A 15,712-nucleotide genomic window follows, 5' to 3' on the forward strand; every position below is an offset into this window, starting at 1 on the left:
AATTTAATGATCCATTAATTTTTCAATATCTTTATATTTATTTTGTATCGTAAATTTTTCTTGCACATTCTTTCGCCTCATCCACCAGTCCCAACGCAAAAAGGGCCTTGCTTTTAATAAGACGCCCTTGTTTGAGTTTACCCTTCCGGTTTGTTAAATAAATCTCTGCATAAAAAAGTGTATCCTCATAATTGTTAAGTTTGAGATATATATAACTCAAACACAAACAAAAAATATCAATGTCTGGATATAAATGATATAGCGCTTTAAAAATAATGACAGATTTCTCCAGCTTATTACTTTTTAGATAATTATATCCAAGCAGCAATAGGAATTTCTTTTGCTGTTCCTTAATTAATGGATTCCTTTCTTGATACTCATTCATTAGTTTAAGCCTTTTGCAACCAGTTCGAATAACTTTGAAATAGTGATGCTAAATTGGTATTTTCCATAAGCAGCTCAACAAGATCGGTTAGCGATTGTTGTATTTTTGAATCCTGTACATTTTCAATTTCATGTTTTATTGCTAAAAGCGTTTTTTCTAACAATACTGAAAACTTATTCGTATCAATATTTTCCATATCATCGATAACAGATAGAATTATCTTTTCGATTTGATATTCCAAAGATTCTCCCGAAACTGTGGACATGGCCGATGGTATAAAATCCGAATTTTCATTGGTAATTAAATTGTTGTTTATTCCTATCTGGTTTGTTGTTATACCATTAAATATCTCTTCCAAGTTATATATTCCGGAATCAAATGCAAAAAGCCTATTGATTGAATCATTCATAATCTTTCCAATCTATCCTATGCACTAATTTGTTATATATTTGCCGCGTATTTTTAAAACATCCGAATTCATTACCTCATATATTTACAAAATTATTTTTTGCTTTAGTCCATTGCAATTGATAACAATAGAATCTGTATCTATCTCTTCAATAATGCATTGGTTGTCTAACCTACCACCTTCGAAAACTTTTTTACCGTTACTAAGAATAACATAAGGAAGATTCCCAATACTTAAACCACAAATGCTTTTCTTTTTATATTTTTTAACATTGTTATTTGTCTTATAAAAAATTTCTGATAGAAGACTAATATTTTTGTTTTTTCCTTTGTTTTCTTTATCAGTTTTTTCTTCTAATTCTTGATCATATTTCAGATTTCTGTTATTTTTAATCCTACTTAGCCACGCTTTATTTTCATCATATTTTTTTGTTTTTTTGGCAACACCTTCATTATTTTTTTTCTTTAATAATTTTATATTTTTTTTCTTCTTCTTTGGTAATTTTTTGTTTTCTGTCTTATCATTTGATATTTTAAAATTGGACTCTGCCATCACTATTGACAATTGACATATTTGCATAACGCGGTAGTCTATTGACATCGAAATGATCATTTTAATTAATAAAAAATTAACGAAAATTTTGACTATTCGACTGATTGACAGCACCATTATTTTAAATATTAATTGCTTCTTTTAAATTTAAAATTGTTTCGATTTTCATTATTATTTAATCTTACTCTTGTATCACTACTGCCATAAGGCTTTATGGTTGGTGTTATAAGAAAAAGCCGTTCAATTTCCTTGCCTTCCATGAACTTTGTTTTGAATAACCAACCGATGAAAGGAATTTTTCCCAAACATGGAATTGATTGATCGATATCAACGTTGGTTTCTTTTAGGTAACCACCAAGTAATAGGCTTTCATTGTGACCAATAATGGCCTGTGTATTGACCACACTTTTTTTCACTGTCGGGATATCATCGACCTGTTCATCCAACAACAACTCTCCATCCTCTATCTGTATGGAAAGCTTTATCAGGGATGAATAATTTTCTTCAATAATATGCGGGGTAACTTTTAGCACCACACCTGTGTTAATGTCATAGAGGTCAACTTCATTTTCGCCTTCCAAACGAACGTACATGGTCTGGCTGTTTTCTAATTGTGCCTCGATATTGTTAAGGGTTAATACTGAAGGCCTAGATAATATTTTTGCATGATTTCTCTCTTCCAAAGCATGCACTTTCGCAAGAAAATAATCTGCTGCGTCACCGATAACCGTAGCCAGATTCAAGCCATTTCCTACCGGAAGTTGCAATCCGTTATCCATTGAGAATTGATCGCTAGTATCACTAGTATTCCATACCCCTTGGTATACATTCTCACCATCTCCGGTTGTCGATTTAAACTCCCATTCTACGCCTAAATCCTCGACACTGCCTCTATCAATATCGATTATGGTTGCCTTGATTTCCACCAATCCAGTCGGTACATCCAGCGAATCTATTATTTCCTTATAATAGGGCATTTTCTCTTCACGGTCTCTAACCGCAACAGCGTTTTGCCTTATATCTGCTTTAATCACACCAATGTCATTTTCTTCATCGTATACAGTAGGGTATTGATAAATCTCTTGTTCTAATTGCTCGTCTGTTTGACCATTATCTGATTTTTCCCTATTTATATTTTTTTCCTGTTTATTTTTTCTCCTCGCTAATCCTTGACCCTTTAATTTTATAAGATTTGTGCTTAGTTGCCTTGGCTGTTCGGTTTGCACTTGGTTTGGAGCCGTATTTCCAGATAATAAATCTCTAAGAATTGTTGCCACTCCTGGAACGGTTAACTCCCTATCACGAAATATTATGGTTTTATCTTCCGCCCATGCATATTTAAGCTTAAATACTTTTACGATATCGTTTTCACCTCGCATTGCCCAGGCTTTCTCATCTAATTGTTCAGCCAAATTTGAAATGAGCTCTACGTAACGTTGGGGGCCCGAAATATAGACAATGCGATCCTTGTCAATTATTCGAACAACAAACTTAGAATCAAGAATATCCAATTCATCCAAGTTCTTTCTAAGCTGTTGCATGTTCAGGTATCTCAGATTCAGTATTTTCGACGTCATTTCATGTGCAGAGTATATATATACTGCTGCGCCGTCATAATACCAAATCAGATTATATGCATTAGAAATGTTAATAAAAAAATTTTTTGGCTTTTCATTCTTAAAATTTCCGCTTACTGCCCCCTTCACATCCTCGCTAAAAACGACCCCGATACCTTGAGATGCAAAAAAATCTGTCAGCAAATCTTTGATATCCTCTTTTTCTGAATAATGGCTATATCTTTTTTTATTCCAATTTACCTCAGATCCAAGAGCATTTGTATTTTGCCATATAAAGATCACAATGAAGAGAAATAAGACAATGTCTAAAATAGATGATATAATTTTTTTTTTGTATTTAAGCATAGATTAAGTACGATTCGAAAATATCTTTAAATGACATACACTATAACCTAAGGAATAGAAAAAATTTATGTTGCCAACTTGTCGTTTTTCAAAGCAAATATTATAGCTCCGCCCTTTCGCTTACATCCAGCTGCAAAATATGCAAAAAATGCGACGTTGATTGTTGATAATAACGATTTTTCGGGAGGTTATGCCAAATTTTGGATTCAGATAGATGTTCAATTGTCAACTTTAATCGATTACTCTGGGCAAACGGTTTGTTTGGCACAAACATATCCCTGGTTCCTTGAAGACCTGATAGAAAAAAAGGATCCATTATCATCGATTATTGAACGGAGATCGGAGAGTGGAATTGTAGGGCAGCGTATTAATCGATGAATCAAAAACTAGTTTATTTTTGATTTCTTTTTTGTGGAACTTGAGAGCAGTCTTAATACCTCTTATATCAATCTGACTTTCTCAAAGTAGAGCAATGGTGAATTTTACTTATAAATGTTAAATAGATGTTACGAAATTATCAAGATGATGCTATTTTTTTTCGTCCCAATGCCTCCTTCACGAATGGTCATGAACCATGAGAATAAAGCCTTTCGGGTGCCATTGACTCAACTTCTCACCGAAGATCTATAAGCCAATCATTCGCTTAAATGTGAATTTGAGTTATCAGGCATAATCGCTATTGTCAAGCTCTGTTTCAATATGTAATATTACTTTTTTATCTTCTCTCTGATTCACCCGAAAACTTTCTATCTACATGTTTTTATTGACTATCCTATTTTTCTATTTAATGGCCTATGGATAACAAAAAATTATGTCAACACACGCATCAATCCACTACTCTCTAATAAAGGGTTTAATATCAATACGTTTTGTTTGTTTTAACAAGAATCATAGATTCTCAATGATTTTTAAAGATCTAAAAATAAATATTTTCACCGATAATGAATTTTACAAATCAGACAATACCTGCTAACTAAGTTAGGTATTCGAAGTAATCATTCTTTTTCTAAGTACTCATTACAGCCTTATTATTTAAATGAGGGAAAAAATGGTAACTGGTTCTTAAAAAAGTACGATTTTTTCTCACCTTACACACTTAATCCCACAGTTGCAAAAGCCAGAAAGGGAACGCACCAGGGGTGAAGGCTATTATCGCTGGCCGCGATCCATTGGCAACGTCTGATCTGGTGTCCTTTTCACTTTCCGATTTGTCAGGTCGTGTTTATGAGAAGCCTTGAGACAAAAATATGAAAAAATTCACTTCAGCCTGTGATTCACCGGTGGTTGATTTCAAAAATGATTAACAGATGTGTCTCTTAATCCAACAAGAATCCGTATCATCGTTTTTTTGTTTAAGCTTGAAGTGTAAAATGCTATCTCTAACACCAGATCGATGAACCCAACGATCAACGAATTGTACGTATCTTTTTTGGTACAGAACGTGATGAAAGTCTTATCACAGCCTTGATTCAGGTGACTTTCTCTAAAAAACGACGATGTGTTTAACTTGAATGCGTTAGCCAAGCGTTACAATATTGTTAAATTTTAGTAGGTCTTTTGTTAGCATTGTTTCATTTCTTAATCATTCACTTTATTGTTAAAGATTTGCTCTTAATTGCTTTTCTGCTGTTGTGAATGATTGGCTTGGGAAGTAAAATTACAAAATGGGTGAGAATAGTCTTGCGGCACGGATTGCCAATCGGAAACCAAATGAGCGCCGATAAACATCATCCGTGGTCAGGGGATTGGATACGGCAAAATCAGCCAGGCACATTTTCTCTATTTTTTTAAGAAAGGCCGGCGCGGTAAAAACCATGGTGATCTCAAAATTGATTCTTAGCGAACGGTTGTCAAGATTAGCGGTGCCGATGCCGGCAAGCGCATCGTCAACCAAAAACACCTTTTGATGCATAAAGCCTTCCCGGTAGGTGTACATCCTCACACCCGCCACGGCAACTTCGGACAAATAGCTGTGGGCGGCCCACCACACGACCCGTTTATCCGGGTTGGCCGGTATGACAATCCGCACATCCACCCCGCGCATGGCCGCCAGTTGCAGAGCCTTGATTACGGCCACGTCCGGCACAAAATAGGGGCTGAACATCCAGCACCGCCGTGTAGCGGCATTAATAGCCTGGACGATCATCAGCGAACAGCTCTCCACCAGATCGCCTGGACCGGTGGGAATGCAAAGCACCGGTTCGGCGCCCACAGTCGGTGGCGGCGCCCAGGAGACCTCGGGAAGTCTGCCACAAGCCCAGTGCCAGTCCTCCACAAAAGATAGCTGTACGGCCAGCGTCACCGGTCCCGCCATCATTACATGGGTATCCCGCCAGGTTTTAAAACGCCGGCTTTTCCCCAGGTAAACATCACCGATGTTGTGACCACCCACCCAGCTTTTTTCACCATCGACAACAATGACTTTGCGATGATTGCGAAAATTGACACGAAAGCGGTTCAACCAGCCGCGCCCGACCCGAAAAACCCCCACATGCACACCGGCATCCCTCAAATCAGCGATATACGCGCGGGGCAGCCGCACCGAGCCGACCTTGTCATAAAGAAAATAGACGTTAACGCCGGCCCTGGCACGCTCGATCAGGGCGGCCTTGATTCGATTGCCCAAGTCATCCGCGTGGACGATGAAAAATTGAATCAGGATATAATGTTGCGCAGTGGCAATGCCATTTAAAATGGAATCGAACGTGGCCTGGCCGTTAATCAGGAGGCTGCAGTGGTTCCCCTTCATAATGGGAAACTGGTAAATATCACTGAGCACATCAATCTGCGGCGTTTCCCTGACCATCAGATTGCGCAGTTGACGGTCCTGCCGCAGTTGTTTGCCCAGGTGGTGGATGTCGGTTGTACCGGACTGGTGGGCGGCAGCATAATCGTCGATGCGCCGTGCACCGAACATCATATAGAGAAAAACGGCCAAATAGGGGAAGAAAAACAGTGCCATCACCCAGGCGATGGTTCCCTGACTGGTTCGACCGTGCATGAGGACATCGAAAATAAAAACGATACCCACACCATGAAGAATCAGAGGCACCAGCAGCACCCAATATTCAATCACCAATTCTACTGAAGGCATATCACCAAGCTTTTGTTATCATCCATTGGAATTGACCATCTTCATGAATTCATCTTCCATGATCACTTCCTTTTCGAGTAGCAGTCTTGCAACAGCAACAAGCACATCTTTTTTCTCATTTAACAAGTCGGTCACCCGCGTTTCACGTTGATGAAGAATCTGTCGCACCTCATCATCCAGCCTGGCAGCCGTCTGCTCACTGTACTCTCGTGATCCGCCACCACCAAACTGGTTATTCAGGAACCCCGGCCCCTGGTTACGCGGGTAGGTTGATAACCCCAGCGTCTCCCCCATGCCGTATTCGGAAACGATGGCCCGGGCAATATCCGTGGCTCGCTGCAAATCATTATGCGCACCGGTAGTAACATCTTCAAACATGATCTTCTCGGCCACACGGCCACCCAACAGAACATCGATTTTGGACAACAGCTCCTGACGGCTCATCAGATATCGGTCTTCCGTGGGGCGCTGCTGAGTATAGCCCAAGGCGGCAAGTCCTCTGGGAATAATTGAAATTTTGTGAACGGCATCGCATCCCGGCGTCAGGGCGGCCACCAGCGCGTGGCCAACCTCGTGATGGGCCACGATTTCCTTTTCTTTGGGATTGATCACCCGGTTTTTCTTCTCCAACCCGCCGATCAGCCGGTCGACCGCTTCATCCAGTTCCTCAAGACCTACTGCAGATTTATGTTTTCTGGCTGCCAGCAGTGCCGCTTCGTTGATCACGTTGGCCAAATCGGCACCAGAGAACCCGGGTGTTTTCTGAGCGATCACCACTAAATCGACCGTATCATCCAGCTTTATATTCTTAGCGTGAATCTTTAAAATTTCTTCACGGCCCTTCACATCCGGACGGTCCACCAGTACCTGGCGGTCAAATCGCCCGGAACGCAAAAGCGCCGGGTCAAGTACTTCAGGACGGTTGGTGGCGGCCATGATCACCACCCCTTTACGGGAGTCAAACCCGTCCATCTCCACCAGCAGTTGATTGAGGGTCTGTTCGCGTTCATCATGCCCGCCAACCATTCCGGCCCCGCGGGCCTTGCCCAGGGCGTCCAGTTCATCGATAAAGATAATGCATGGTGCTTTGTCCCGGGCCTGGGTAAACAGATCCCGAACCCGAGCCGCGCCCATGCCCACGAACATTTCGACAAAATCCGAGCCGCTGATGGAAAAAAACGGTACGCCGGCCTCGCCGGCCACCGCCCGGGCCAAAAGGGTTTTGCCGGTTCCCGGCGGTCCGACCAAAAGGATTCCCTTGGGCATACGGCCACCCAAGTTTTGGTAACGTTGGGGTTCGGTAAGAAAACTCACAATTTCGTCAAGCTCTTCCTTGGCTTCGTCGGCACCCGCCACATCTAAAAAGCGGGTTTCAATATCGTTTTCACCGATCAATTTGGCTTTGTTCTTCCCCAGGGTCATCATCCCGGCTGCACCGGTTTGCATACGCCGCATCAGGAAAAACCAGATCACATAAAAGATGGAGATCGGTATCAACCAGGAAAAAAGGGTTTTGAAAAAAGTATTTTCAACCTCACCGGAATATTTTACCTGGTGCTGCGACAGCTTGTTGGCCAGGTCATTATCTACGCGGACGGTTTTGAAAAAAATTTCATCGCCTTTTTCATCTTTCATTTTTCCATGAATAGCGGTCTCACTGATAGAAATCTCCTTTACCCGATCGTCAATGACCGCCTGAACAAATTCGCTGTAAGGAATAATTTGGGGCCTGAACTGGGCCATGAGCAAATTCTGCAAAATCAGAACGCCCAAGATGGCCATCAAGACATATGACAGATTGAATTGGTGTTTTTTATCCATGCGCTTTCCTTAATGAATTTCTGATTAATGCTCAGCAGAAACGGGCTAACAGTTCATCGCTAAAGGCGAATCTAACCTTGGGTAAAGTAAATATAGTATGAGTTGATATTTTTTCTACCATAGAACCCAATTTGTTGACAATAAATCATGGCCGAATCATCACATGGCCAGTGACGATATTTGATGCAGATTGTCATATTTGGGTTGACTTGCAGTATTGATCGTTTATAATTTACTTGTATTTTCATATAGTTGAATATTTTTAGAAAGAAGCGTCAAACAAGTTTTCAAGCTTTCAGTCAATATTCGCTTGACCTTCACAGGAGGCACAAATGGATAGAATAATAGCATTATTCTGCTTGGTTGGCTTTTTCATGCTCGGCAATGCGGCCTTGGCGGGCACCATTTATACATGGACGGATGCGGATGGCGTCAAACGGTATTCCAACGCCCAGCCTCCGGAAGATGCTCAGGATTTTGAAATTATTAATGAATTTCGGACTGATCAAGATCACAGCGATCAGCTTCGGCAAGAATATGACCGCATGGTAGAAGAAGCGAGTCAGGAAGCCGACCGTCATTTTGAAGAGCAGTCTGAAAGAAAAGCAAAGGCCAGACAAGCTGCACAGCAGCAAAAGGATGAGAAACATATCCAACAGCTTGAACAGGAACGGCAAAAACTCCAAAAAGAGCTCGAAGGCATCCGCAACCGAGGCCTTGGCCCCACCTTTTCCACCGGCCAGAAAGAGCATTTAATCAAGCAGGTTCAGGACAAACTCGATCAGCTTGATAAACAACTGGAGCCCTGACCCAGCAAATATTTTATTTACTGATCAACGAGATCTCCACTCGTCGGTTGCGGCGTCTATTCTCTTGATTCGTATTGGGAACAAGGGGATTGAATTGCGACTGTCCCTGAATGACCAACTGACCAGGAGAGACACCGCTTTGCACCAGCGCTTTGGCCACGCTGGCGGCACGAGCTGCAGACAACTCCCAATTGGATGGAAAGGCACTGGTATGAATGGGGCAGTTATCGGTATGCCCGGTGACAACAACCTGGCAGTTGTCAAGCTCACTGATCAGCTGAGCCACGCGCCTCAATGCATCATGCGCGTCGACAAGCAGGATTGCCTCGCCAGCATTGAAAGTGATCCGTTCCCCGAGTACAATGACCGGCTGGCGGTCATCCCATCGCACATAAAAATCGTTGCTAAACCCATCCTCCAGATTCGCCAGCATCCGATGGTTCACGCCTTCATCCGTTTGAAGCACGTCAGGCTGCATGGCAACAGGCGCCTTTTCCACTGACATCTCAGGTTGCTTGTTACCAGGCTCACCCGCCTCGATGTCCAGCACCGGCATTTCTTTGCTGCGTTCTGAAAATACGCCAACCAGACTATCATGGGACATGGTTGTACCGGGTTTTTCTTGTTCCGCAGCGTGTACCGGCCCATCCAACAATTGACTGACGGCGTTGGAATAAAGCATGATAAAGAAAACAAGTAAGAGCGTCATTAAATCGGCAAGACTCCACAAAAAAGCGTCGTTTTCTCCGCTCTTTTGGCCACAAGCTGTCTGAAATCTGGCCTCCTTCGTGCAGCCGGAAATTCGGTGAATACGCCAGGCAATAGATGGTCTGCTTGCCTGCATCACTTTTTTACCTCACCAAACCGTTTGTTTTCATCATTGATGACCACTTTTGCCAGATGCCAAACGGCTTTGACGAGCCGACGGCGTGGGTAATCATCCCGTCGGTTTCAACATACGATAGCAACAGATGAGATATTTCTACAGACGTACATTTATCGAAAATGGCCAACACGCCCTCGATGACAATATTCAAAATCAGGGTTTCACGTTGAATGTATGCAGCCAGCCTGCCAGCCAGATCTACTGCGGCCATCAACGGGAACCAAAAATGTTTTTTGCCCCCTGGCCTGGAAAAATTTTTCCATAAAAGTGTGCCTTTCATTTGTTTTTGTATTTTATTCTGAAGATTTCTGCATAAAATTAAAATATATTTGACAGTTTTTTCATATAGCATGTAAAATTAAAATTATCTCCAAGGTTGTTAACCAGGTATTCGGTATAATTTAAAATGGAGGTAAGGACAGCTTCCGAAAATCCACTATCCCTAAAAAAATACATATGAAAATCGACGAGTTGAACATCTCCATCATCCGGCATCTGCAACAGGGGCGAAAATCCTACAAGGTCATCGCCGATGAACTTGGCGTATCGGAAAATACGGTCCGGTCAAGAGTCAGTAAACTGGAATACGAACACGTGCTTGAAATCAAAGGCCTGGTGGATCCAGAGGCCATCCCCCGACATCGAATCGTAATGGTGGGTGTCAAACTGAGCACCATGGACCTGGTCAAAAAAGGCGAGGAGTTCAGTCGCATTCGTGGCGTGGTATCCGTCAGCGTGGTTACCGGTCGTTTCGACCTGATCCTTGTGGTGCTGCTCAAAGAAGGTTTTGGTCTACTCGAATTCTACACCCAAGAAGTTTCTAAACTGGATGGCGTACAGTCGGTAGAGACATTTGTGGTTTATAAGAGCTATAATTTAAAGATACCGTACATTTTTTAAAGGGAGGAAAACCATGAAAGAGATCAGTGAACTGAATCTGCCGGAGGATGTCCGATACGCCGATGACCATGAGTGGGCCAAAGAAAGCGGCGATACGGTGCGCATCGGTATTTCCGATTACGCTCAGGATCAACTGGGAGATATTGTCTTCGTCGAGCTGCCCGAGGTCGGCAGCACATTTAGCAAGGGCGATGAATTTGGCACGGTGGAATCCGTCAAGGCCGTGTCAGAACTCTATATGCCCATCAGTGGCGAAATCACCACCATCAATGAGACATTGACCGATCAACCTGAATTGGTCAACACGGATCCATATGGCGGTGGTTGGATGATTGAAGTCAAGGCCAGCGATCCAGCTGAAATGGATTCGCTTAAATCCAAGGCCGATTATCTTGCAATGCTGAAAGGATAATTACCATGCGATACCTGCCCCATACCCAGGAAGACATCAAGCAGATGCTTCAGGTGGTGGGCGCCAAGGATCTGGATGGGCTCTTCGCCAGCATCCCCGACGACTGCCGCCGCAAGGAAGCGATGAACCTGCCCGAGCCCCTGACCGAATGGGAGCTCAACCGGCATATGGATCAGATGGCCGCCGCCATGGGTGCCGCCTCCACCCATAAGGTGTTCATGGGCGCCGGCAGCTATCATCATTATATTCCCGAAATCACCCGCCAGCTCTTGCTGCGGGGTGAACTTTTTACCGCCTACACCCCCTACCAGCCGGAAATCAGCCAGGGCACCTTGCAGACCATCTACGAATATCAGACCCTGGTCTGCCGCCTGCTGGGCATGGATGTGGCCAATGCCTCCATGTACGACGGGGCATCGGGACTGGCCGAAGCCATGCTGATGACCATCCGGGTTAGCCGACGCAAGAAAGTGGCCGTGTCCAGCGCCATTCACCCCCTGTACCGCAAAGTGGTACAGACGTATTTTGCACCCACCGGCTTCGAGGTGGTGGAGCTTCCCGTGGGTAAAGACGGTCGTACGGACCTCTCAACCTTGAAGGATCTTGGGGAACTGGCTGGTGTGGCCCTACAAAGCCCCAATTTTTTCGGCTGCATCGAGGACCTTACCGCCGCCGGCAAAATCATTCATGCCGATTCCAAGACGCTTTTTGTGGTTGCCTTCAGTGAGCCGCTGGCCTATGGCCTGCTCAAAAGCCCCGGTATTTGCGGCGCCGACATTGCCTGCGGCGAAGGCCAAAGCATGGGTATTCCCCAGAGTTTCGGCGGTCCCGGCCTGGGTATGTTCGCGGCTAAACAGCAGTACCTGCGCACCATGCCAGGGCGCTTGATCGGCAAAACCATGGACCGGGACGGCAAGACGGGTTTTGTTCTCACCCTGGCCACGCGGGAGCAGCATATCCGGCGTGAAAAGGCCACGTCCAATATCTGTTCCAATCAAGGACTGTGCGCCACGGCATCGACCATGTACATGGCGGCCCTGGGCGGTACGGGTATCCGGCAACTATCAAGGCTCAATCGAGACCGGGCAGAATATCTCAAGGCCAGCCTGGCCAAGGCCGGTTACGCCTCGCCGTTCAGCGCCCCCACATTCAACGAGTTCGTGGTGCGTTTTCCAGGTGGGTTTGAGGGCACCTGGGAGCGGCTGTTGGAGAAAAAGATCGTCGCCGGTCTGCACCTTTCACCGTACTATCCCGAGCTTTCCGACTGCTGGCTATTGTGTGTGACCGAAACCATCGACAAAGCCGACATCGACACCCTGGTCAAGGAGGTGGCCAAATGAAAGAAAAAATGGGAACCACCGGCCTGATTTTTAACGAACCACTGCTTTGGGAGAAAGGCTCTCCCGGGCGCACGGGCATTTCCCTGCCCAAGCGCGATGTGGATGAAGCCCCGTTGGACAAACAGCTCGTGGGTGACGGCCCTGATTTTCCAGATCTTTCCGAGCTTGATGTGGTGCGCCACTTTACCAAACTCTCCCAGTGGAACTTTGGTGTCGACAGCGGCATGTATCCGCTGGGATCATGCACCATGAAATATAACCCCAAGACCAATGAACGTCAGGCAACCCTGCCCGGTTTTGCCGGCGCCCATCCCTTGCTGCCGAAACGCCTTTCTCAGGGTATTCTCTCACTGATGTTCGAACTACAACACCTGCTGGGTGAGATTACCGGTCTGCCGGCGGTCACCCTGCAACCGGCTGCCGGTTCCCACGGCGAGCTGACCGGCATGCTGATTTTTGCCGCCTACCATAAACACCAGGGCAAGCCGCGCAGTAAAGTTCTCATACCAGATACGGCCCACGGCACCAATCCGGCCAGTGCCGCCCTGTGTGGATTCAAGGCCGTGGCGGTGCAGTCCGGTCCGAACGGTGTTCTCGTGCCGGAAGCGGTGGACGCACTGATGGACGAGGATACGGCCGGGATCATGATCACCAATCCCAACACCTTGGGCCTTTTCGAGGACAATATCCGACAGGTCGCCGACATCGTTCATAAAAAAGGCGGGCTGGTCTATGGCGACGGAGCCAACATGAACGCGGTGATGGGAATCGTCAATGTCGGCAAGACTGGCGTGGATGTGCTGCACCTGAACCTGCACAAAACCTTTTCCACGCCCCATGGCGGGGGGGGGCCGGGGGCCGGGCCGGTTTGTGTCACCCCGCAACTGGAGCCCTTCCTGCCGACTCCGCGGATAGTTAAAGAGAAAGAGATATACCGCTTGGACGACAATCATCCGCTTTCGGTGGGCAAGGTACACGCCTTTTATGGTAATGTGGGCATTCTCATCCGTGCCTACAGTTATATTCGAAGTTTAGGCAGGCATCTCAAAAAGGTCAGCCAATACGCCGTGCTCAACGCCAATTATATCAAGCAGCGCCTCAAGGACGTCTATCACCTGCCCTATGACCGCCCCTGCATGCATGAATGCGTATTCACCGACAAGCATCAGCAGGCCCATCATGTGGCCACCCTGGACATTGCCAAAAGGCTGATGGACCACGGGTTCCATCCGCCCACGATCTATTTCCCGCTGGTGGTCAGCGGCGCCATCATGATCGAGCCCACGGAATCCGAATCCAAAGAAACGCTGGACCTTTTTATCGATGCCATGCGGCAGATTGCCCAGGAGGCCGAGGCCTGTCCCGACTGCCTGCACGAATCGCCTCAATATCCCAAAGTGCGTCGGTTGGATGAAACCTTGGCAGCCAGGAAGCCCTGCCTTAAGGGGTAAAGCAATAATTTGAAAAAGTGTAGCCGATAGGCCTGTCTTGTATTTTTCCGGTAGGGATCTTAAAAGGGCTTATGCAAACGGAATATACATCATCGCCAATCCCTTCTTGTTGGTGGGTCGATCTGCCTGAAACCGCCTATGACAAGGCCCTTGAATTACAGCTGGCCATTGTTTCCGCCAAAACGGATGGACGGCTTGTTGCTGACGTGATTCTGTGCCTGGAGCACCCCCGCGTATTCACCCTGGGCCGGCGCGGCGGCCGAGAAAATCTGTGCGTCAGTGATCAATTTCTCGCCGAAAAAGGTGTACAGGTGATACCCACACATCGCGGCGGCAACATCACCTATCACGGCCCGGGCCAGTTGGTGGTCTATCCGATCATCCACTTAAGCCGGCGTCGGCTGAAAGTGGTGGAATTCGTCAGTGGACTTGAGCAGGCCATGATACGCACCGCCGCCCATTGGCAAATCCGTGCCCAAACCGATCCAGCCAATCGCGGGGTCTGGCTGAGCGGCGACAAGCTGGGCAGCATCGGCATCACCGTACGGCGGGGGGTGAGTTTTCACGGACTGGCGCTGAACGTCAACACGGACATGGTCCCCTTTGGCTGGATCAATCCCTGCGGGTTGAAACAGGTCCGCATGACATCCATTGAACGCTTCCTGGGCCACGCCGTTTCCATGGCAGAGGCCAGGCGGGTCATGGCGAAAAGCGTTGCCGAAATATTCGGTTTCGATTTAGACTGTCTATCACCAGAGCAGCTTTGTAGAGATCTGAACGTGACCCTCGACCCCTTAACCAATAAAGGCCACCCATCATGACCAAATCCGCCACAAGACCTATCCGCACCGGCAAGCCTGCCTGGTTAAGACGCAAACTGCCCACCGGTGCCGACTACGAAAAAATCCGCCGCATGATCGACAGAGGCCAGCTTCACACGGCGTGCCAGGAAGCCAATTGCCCCAACCAGTTCGAGTGCTTCAGCGCCCACACCGCCACCTTTTTGATCATGGGGGCCACGTGTACGCGTAACTGCCGGTTTTGTAATATCGACGGCGGCAAGCCGGGTCCCCTGGATGCCGACGAGCCCCGACGGGTCGCCGAAGCCGCAGCCCGGATGAAGCTGCGCTACGTTGTTGTGACCGCGGTGACCCGCGACGACCTGCCCGATGGGGGGGCCGGGCATTTCGTCGCCACCATCCATGCTTTAAAAGAAACAATCGCCGGTGTACAAATCGAAGTCCTCATCCCCGATTTTCAGGGCGATCCAAAAGCCCTTCAGACTGTACTCGAGGCGGGTCCCAATGTACTCAACCACAATATGGAAACCGTTCGGCGCCTTTACAGCAGCGTGCGCCCCCAGGCCGATTACGATCGCTCTTTGGAACTGCTGGCCCGGGTGAAGCCCATGGCGCCGTCAATCCCTGCCAAATCCGGTATCATGCTGGGCCTTGGTGAAACAAAACAGGAAGTCCGGCAGGTCATCCGTGACATCCACCATACCGGCTGCCGCATGCTCACCATCGGCCAATATCTTCAGCCCACAGCCGAGCATCTTCCCGTGGTGGAATACATTCCGCCGGAATCATTTGACCAATGGCGCGAGTTCGCCCTGCAAACCGGTTTTGCAAAAGTGGCCTCGGGGCCGTTTGTCAGAAGCTCCTACCATGCCGGCGCGATGTATGGTGGCAGATAATGATCATCATCTAACTGAATCACTTTCACTTTTTA

At 46.6% G+C, this 15,712-nt stretch carries 15 protein-coding genes; 7 read left to right on the top strand and 8 right to left on the bottom strand.

The features are described from left to right. Positions 1–37: 37 nt before the first annotated feature. The 6 genes from Dvar_RS36640 to ftsH all read right to left on the bottom strand — a co-directional run bounded on the left by Dvar_RS36640 (position 38) and on the right by ftsH (position 8,183). On the bottom strand, positions 38–385 hold the full coding sequence (locus tag Dvar_RS36640) for a hypothetical protein (RefSeq protein WP_419658355.1): 348 nt from the start codon (positions 383–385) through the stop codon (positions 38–40). Between the two features lie 4 nt (positions 386–389). Then, positions 390–794 (bottom strand): hypothetical protein, encoded by a 405-nt coding sequence (locus Dvar_RS36645; RefSeq protein ID WP_419658357.1) that lies wholly within the window; start codon positions 792–794, stop codon positions 390–392. 84 nt (positions 795–878) lie between these two features. Continuing rightward, positions 879–1,394, bottom strand: coding sequence for a SctD/MshK family protein (locus tag Dvar_RS36650; protein WP_419658359.1), 516 nt, complete (start codon positions 1,392–1,394; stop codon positions 879–881). 80 nt (positions 1,395–1,474) lie between these two features. After that, entirely contained in the window at positions 1,475–3,268 is a 1,794-nt protein-coding gene (gene sctC, locus Dvar_RS36655) for a type III secretion system outer membrane ring subunit SctC (RefSeq protein ID WP_419658361.1), read from the bottom strand. Between the two features lie 1,657 nt (positions 3,269–4,925). Further along, positions 4,926–6,362 (bottom strand): cardiolipin synthase, encoded by a 1,437-nt coding sequence (cls, locus tag Dvar_RS36660; RefSeq protein ID WP_419658362.1) that lies wholly within the window; start codon positions 6,360–6,362, stop codon positions 4,926–4,928. A gap of 18 nt (positions 6,363–6,380) precedes the next feature. Further along, a complete protein-coding gene (ftsH, locus tag Dvar_RS36665; RefSeq protein WP_419658363.1) occupies positions 6,381–8,183 on the bottom strand; it encodes an ATP-dependent zinc metalloprotease FtsH in 1,803 nt (600 codons plus the stop codon). A gap of 374 nt (positions 8,184–8,557) precedes the next feature. On the opposite strand from ftsH, the gene Dvar_RS36670 reads away from it, so the two are divergent. Beyond that, positions 8,558–8,992 (top strand): DUF4124 domain-containing protein, encoded by a 435-nt coding sequence (locus Dvar_RS36670; protein ID WP_419658364.1) that lies wholly within the window; start codon positions 8,558–8,560, stop codon positions 8,990–8,992. 13 nt (positions 8,993–9,005) lie between these two features. Here the strand turns inward: Dvar_RS36670 and Dvar_RS36675 are convergent, their stop codons facing one another. Then, positions 9,006–9,836, bottom strand: a complete 831-nt coding sequence (locus tag Dvar_RS36675; RefSeq protein WP_419658365.1) for an OmpA family protein — start codon at positions 9,834–9,836, stop codon at positions 9,006–9,008. A gap of 7 nt (positions 9,837–9,843) precedes the next feature. Then, on the bottom strand, positions 9,844–10,230 hold the full coding sequence (locus Dvar_RS36680) for a hypothetical protein (RefSeq protein ID WP_419658367.1): 387 nt from the start codon (positions 10,228–10,230) through the stop codon (positions 9,844–9,846). A 104-nt stretch (positions 10,231–10,334) separates the two neighbouring features. Between Dvar_RS36680 and Dvar_RS36685 the strand changes: the two genes are divergently transcribed. From Dvar_RS36685 to lipA, 6 genes are all read left to right on the top strand, one after another. Beyond that, positions 10,335–10,778 carry an Lrp/AsnC family transcriptional regulator gene (locus tag Dvar_RS36685; RefSeq protein WP_419658369.1) on the top strand — a complete coding sequence of 148 codons (444 nt, stop codon included), beginning with the start codon at positions 10,335–10,337 and terminating at the stop codon, positions 10,776–10,778. Between the two features lie 13 nt (positions 10,779–10,791). Continuing rightward, positions 10,792–11,190: a glycine cleavage system protein GcvH gene (gene gcvH, locus Dvar_RS36690; protein WP_419658370.1), complete on the top strand. Its 399-nt coding sequence runs from the start codon at positions 10,792–10,794 to the stop codon at positions 11,188–11,190. Between the two features lie 5 nt (positions 11,191–11,195). Beyond that, positions 11,196–12,530 (top strand): aminomethyl-transferring glycine dehydrogenase subunit GcvPA, encoded by a 1,335-nt coding sequence (gene gcvPA / locus Dvar_RS36695; RefSeq protein WP_419658372.1) that lies wholly within the window; start codon positions 11,196–11,198, stop codon positions 12,528–12,530. Further along, on the top strand, positions 12,527–13,981 hold the full coding sequence (gene gcvPB, locus Dvar_RS36700) for an aminomethyl-transferring glycine dehydrogenase subunit GcvPB (RefSeq protein ID WP_419658373.1): 1,455 nt from the start codon (positions 12,527–12,529) through the stop codon (positions 13,979–13,981). The genes gcvPA and gcvPB overlap by 4 nt, the downstream gene beginning before the upstream one ends. Before the next feature lie 71 nt (positions 13,982–14,052). Then, positions 14,053–14,802: a lipoyl(octanoyl) transferase LipB gene (gene lipB / locus Dvar_RS36705; protein ID WP_419658375.1), complete on the top strand. Its 750-nt coding sequence runs from the start codon at positions 14,053–14,055 to the stop codon at positions 14,800–14,802. Continuing rightward, a complete protein-coding gene (gene lipA, locus Dvar_RS36710) occupies positions 14,799–15,677 on the top strand; it encodes a lipoyl synthase (RefSeq protein WP_419658377.1) in 879 nt (292 codons plus the stop codon). Before lipB ends, lipA begins: the two co-directional genes overlap by 4 nt. Positions 15,678–15,712: the final 35 nt, after the last annotated feature.

Origin of the sequence: Desulfosarcina variabilis str. Montpellier, assembly GCF_048565275.1 — a bacterium.
In the GTDB taxonomy this organism is placed as follows: Bacteria; Desulfobacterota; Desulfobacteria; order Desulfobacterales; family Desulfosarcinaceae; genus Desulfosarcina; species Desulfosarcina variabilis.

Coding starts and splice junctions, on each gene's coding strand:
- Dvar_RS36685 (WP_419658369.1), top strand. CDS start 10,335: ATGAAAATCGACGAGTTGAACATCTCCATCATCCGGCATCTGCAACAG.
- Dvar_RS36670 (WP_419658364.1), top strand. CDS start 8,558: ATGCTCGGCAATGCGGCCTTGGCGGGCACCATTTATACATGGACGGAT.
- gcvH (WP_419658370.1), top strand. CDS start 10,792: ATGAAAGAGATCAGTGAACTGAATCTGCCGGAGGATGTCCGATACGCC.
- lipB (WP_419658375.1), top strand. CDS start 14,053: ATGCAAACGGAATATACATCATCGCCAATCCCTTCTTGTTGGTGGGTC.
- sctC (WP_419658361.1), bottom strand. CDS start 3,268: ATGCTTAAATACAAAAAAAAAATTATATCATCTATTTTAGACATTGTC.
- Dvar_RS36640 (WP_419658355.1), bottom strand. CDS start 385: ATGAATGAGTATCAAGAAAGGAATCCATTAATTAAGGAACAGCAAAAG.
- Dvar_RS36680 (WP_419658367.1), bottom strand. CDS start 10,230: ATGCTATATGAAAAAACTGTCAAATATATTTTAATTTTATGCAGAAAT.
- gcvPB (WP_419658373.1), top strand. CDS start 12,527: ATGAAAGAAAAAATGGGAACCACCGGCCTGATTTTTAACGAACCACTG.
- ftsH (WP_419658363.1), bottom strand. CDS start 8,183: ATGGATAAAAAACACCAATTCAATCTGTCATATGTCTTGATGGCCATC.
- Dvar_RS36675 (WP_419658365.1), bottom strand. CDS start 9,836: ATGCAGGCAAGCAGACCATCTATTGCCTGGCGTATTCACCGAATTTCC.
- cls (WP_419658362.1), bottom strand. CDS start 6,362: ATGCCTTCAGTAGAATTGGTGATTGAATATTGGGTGCTGCTGGTGCCT.
- gcvPA (WP_419658372.1), top strand. CDS start 11,196: ATGCGATACCTGCCCCATACCCAGGAAGACATCAAGCAGATGCTTCAG.
- Dvar_RS36650 (WP_419658359.1), bottom strand. CDS start 1,394: ATGTCAATAGACTACCGCGTTATGCAAATATGTCAATTGTCAATAGTG.
- Dvar_RS36645 (WP_419658357.1), bottom strand. CDS start 794: ATGAATGATTCAATCAATAGGCTTTTTGCATTTGATTCCGGAATATAT.
- lipA (WP_419658377.1), top strand. CDS start 14,799: ATGACCAAATCCGCCACAAGACCTATCCGCACCGGCAAGCCTGCCTGG.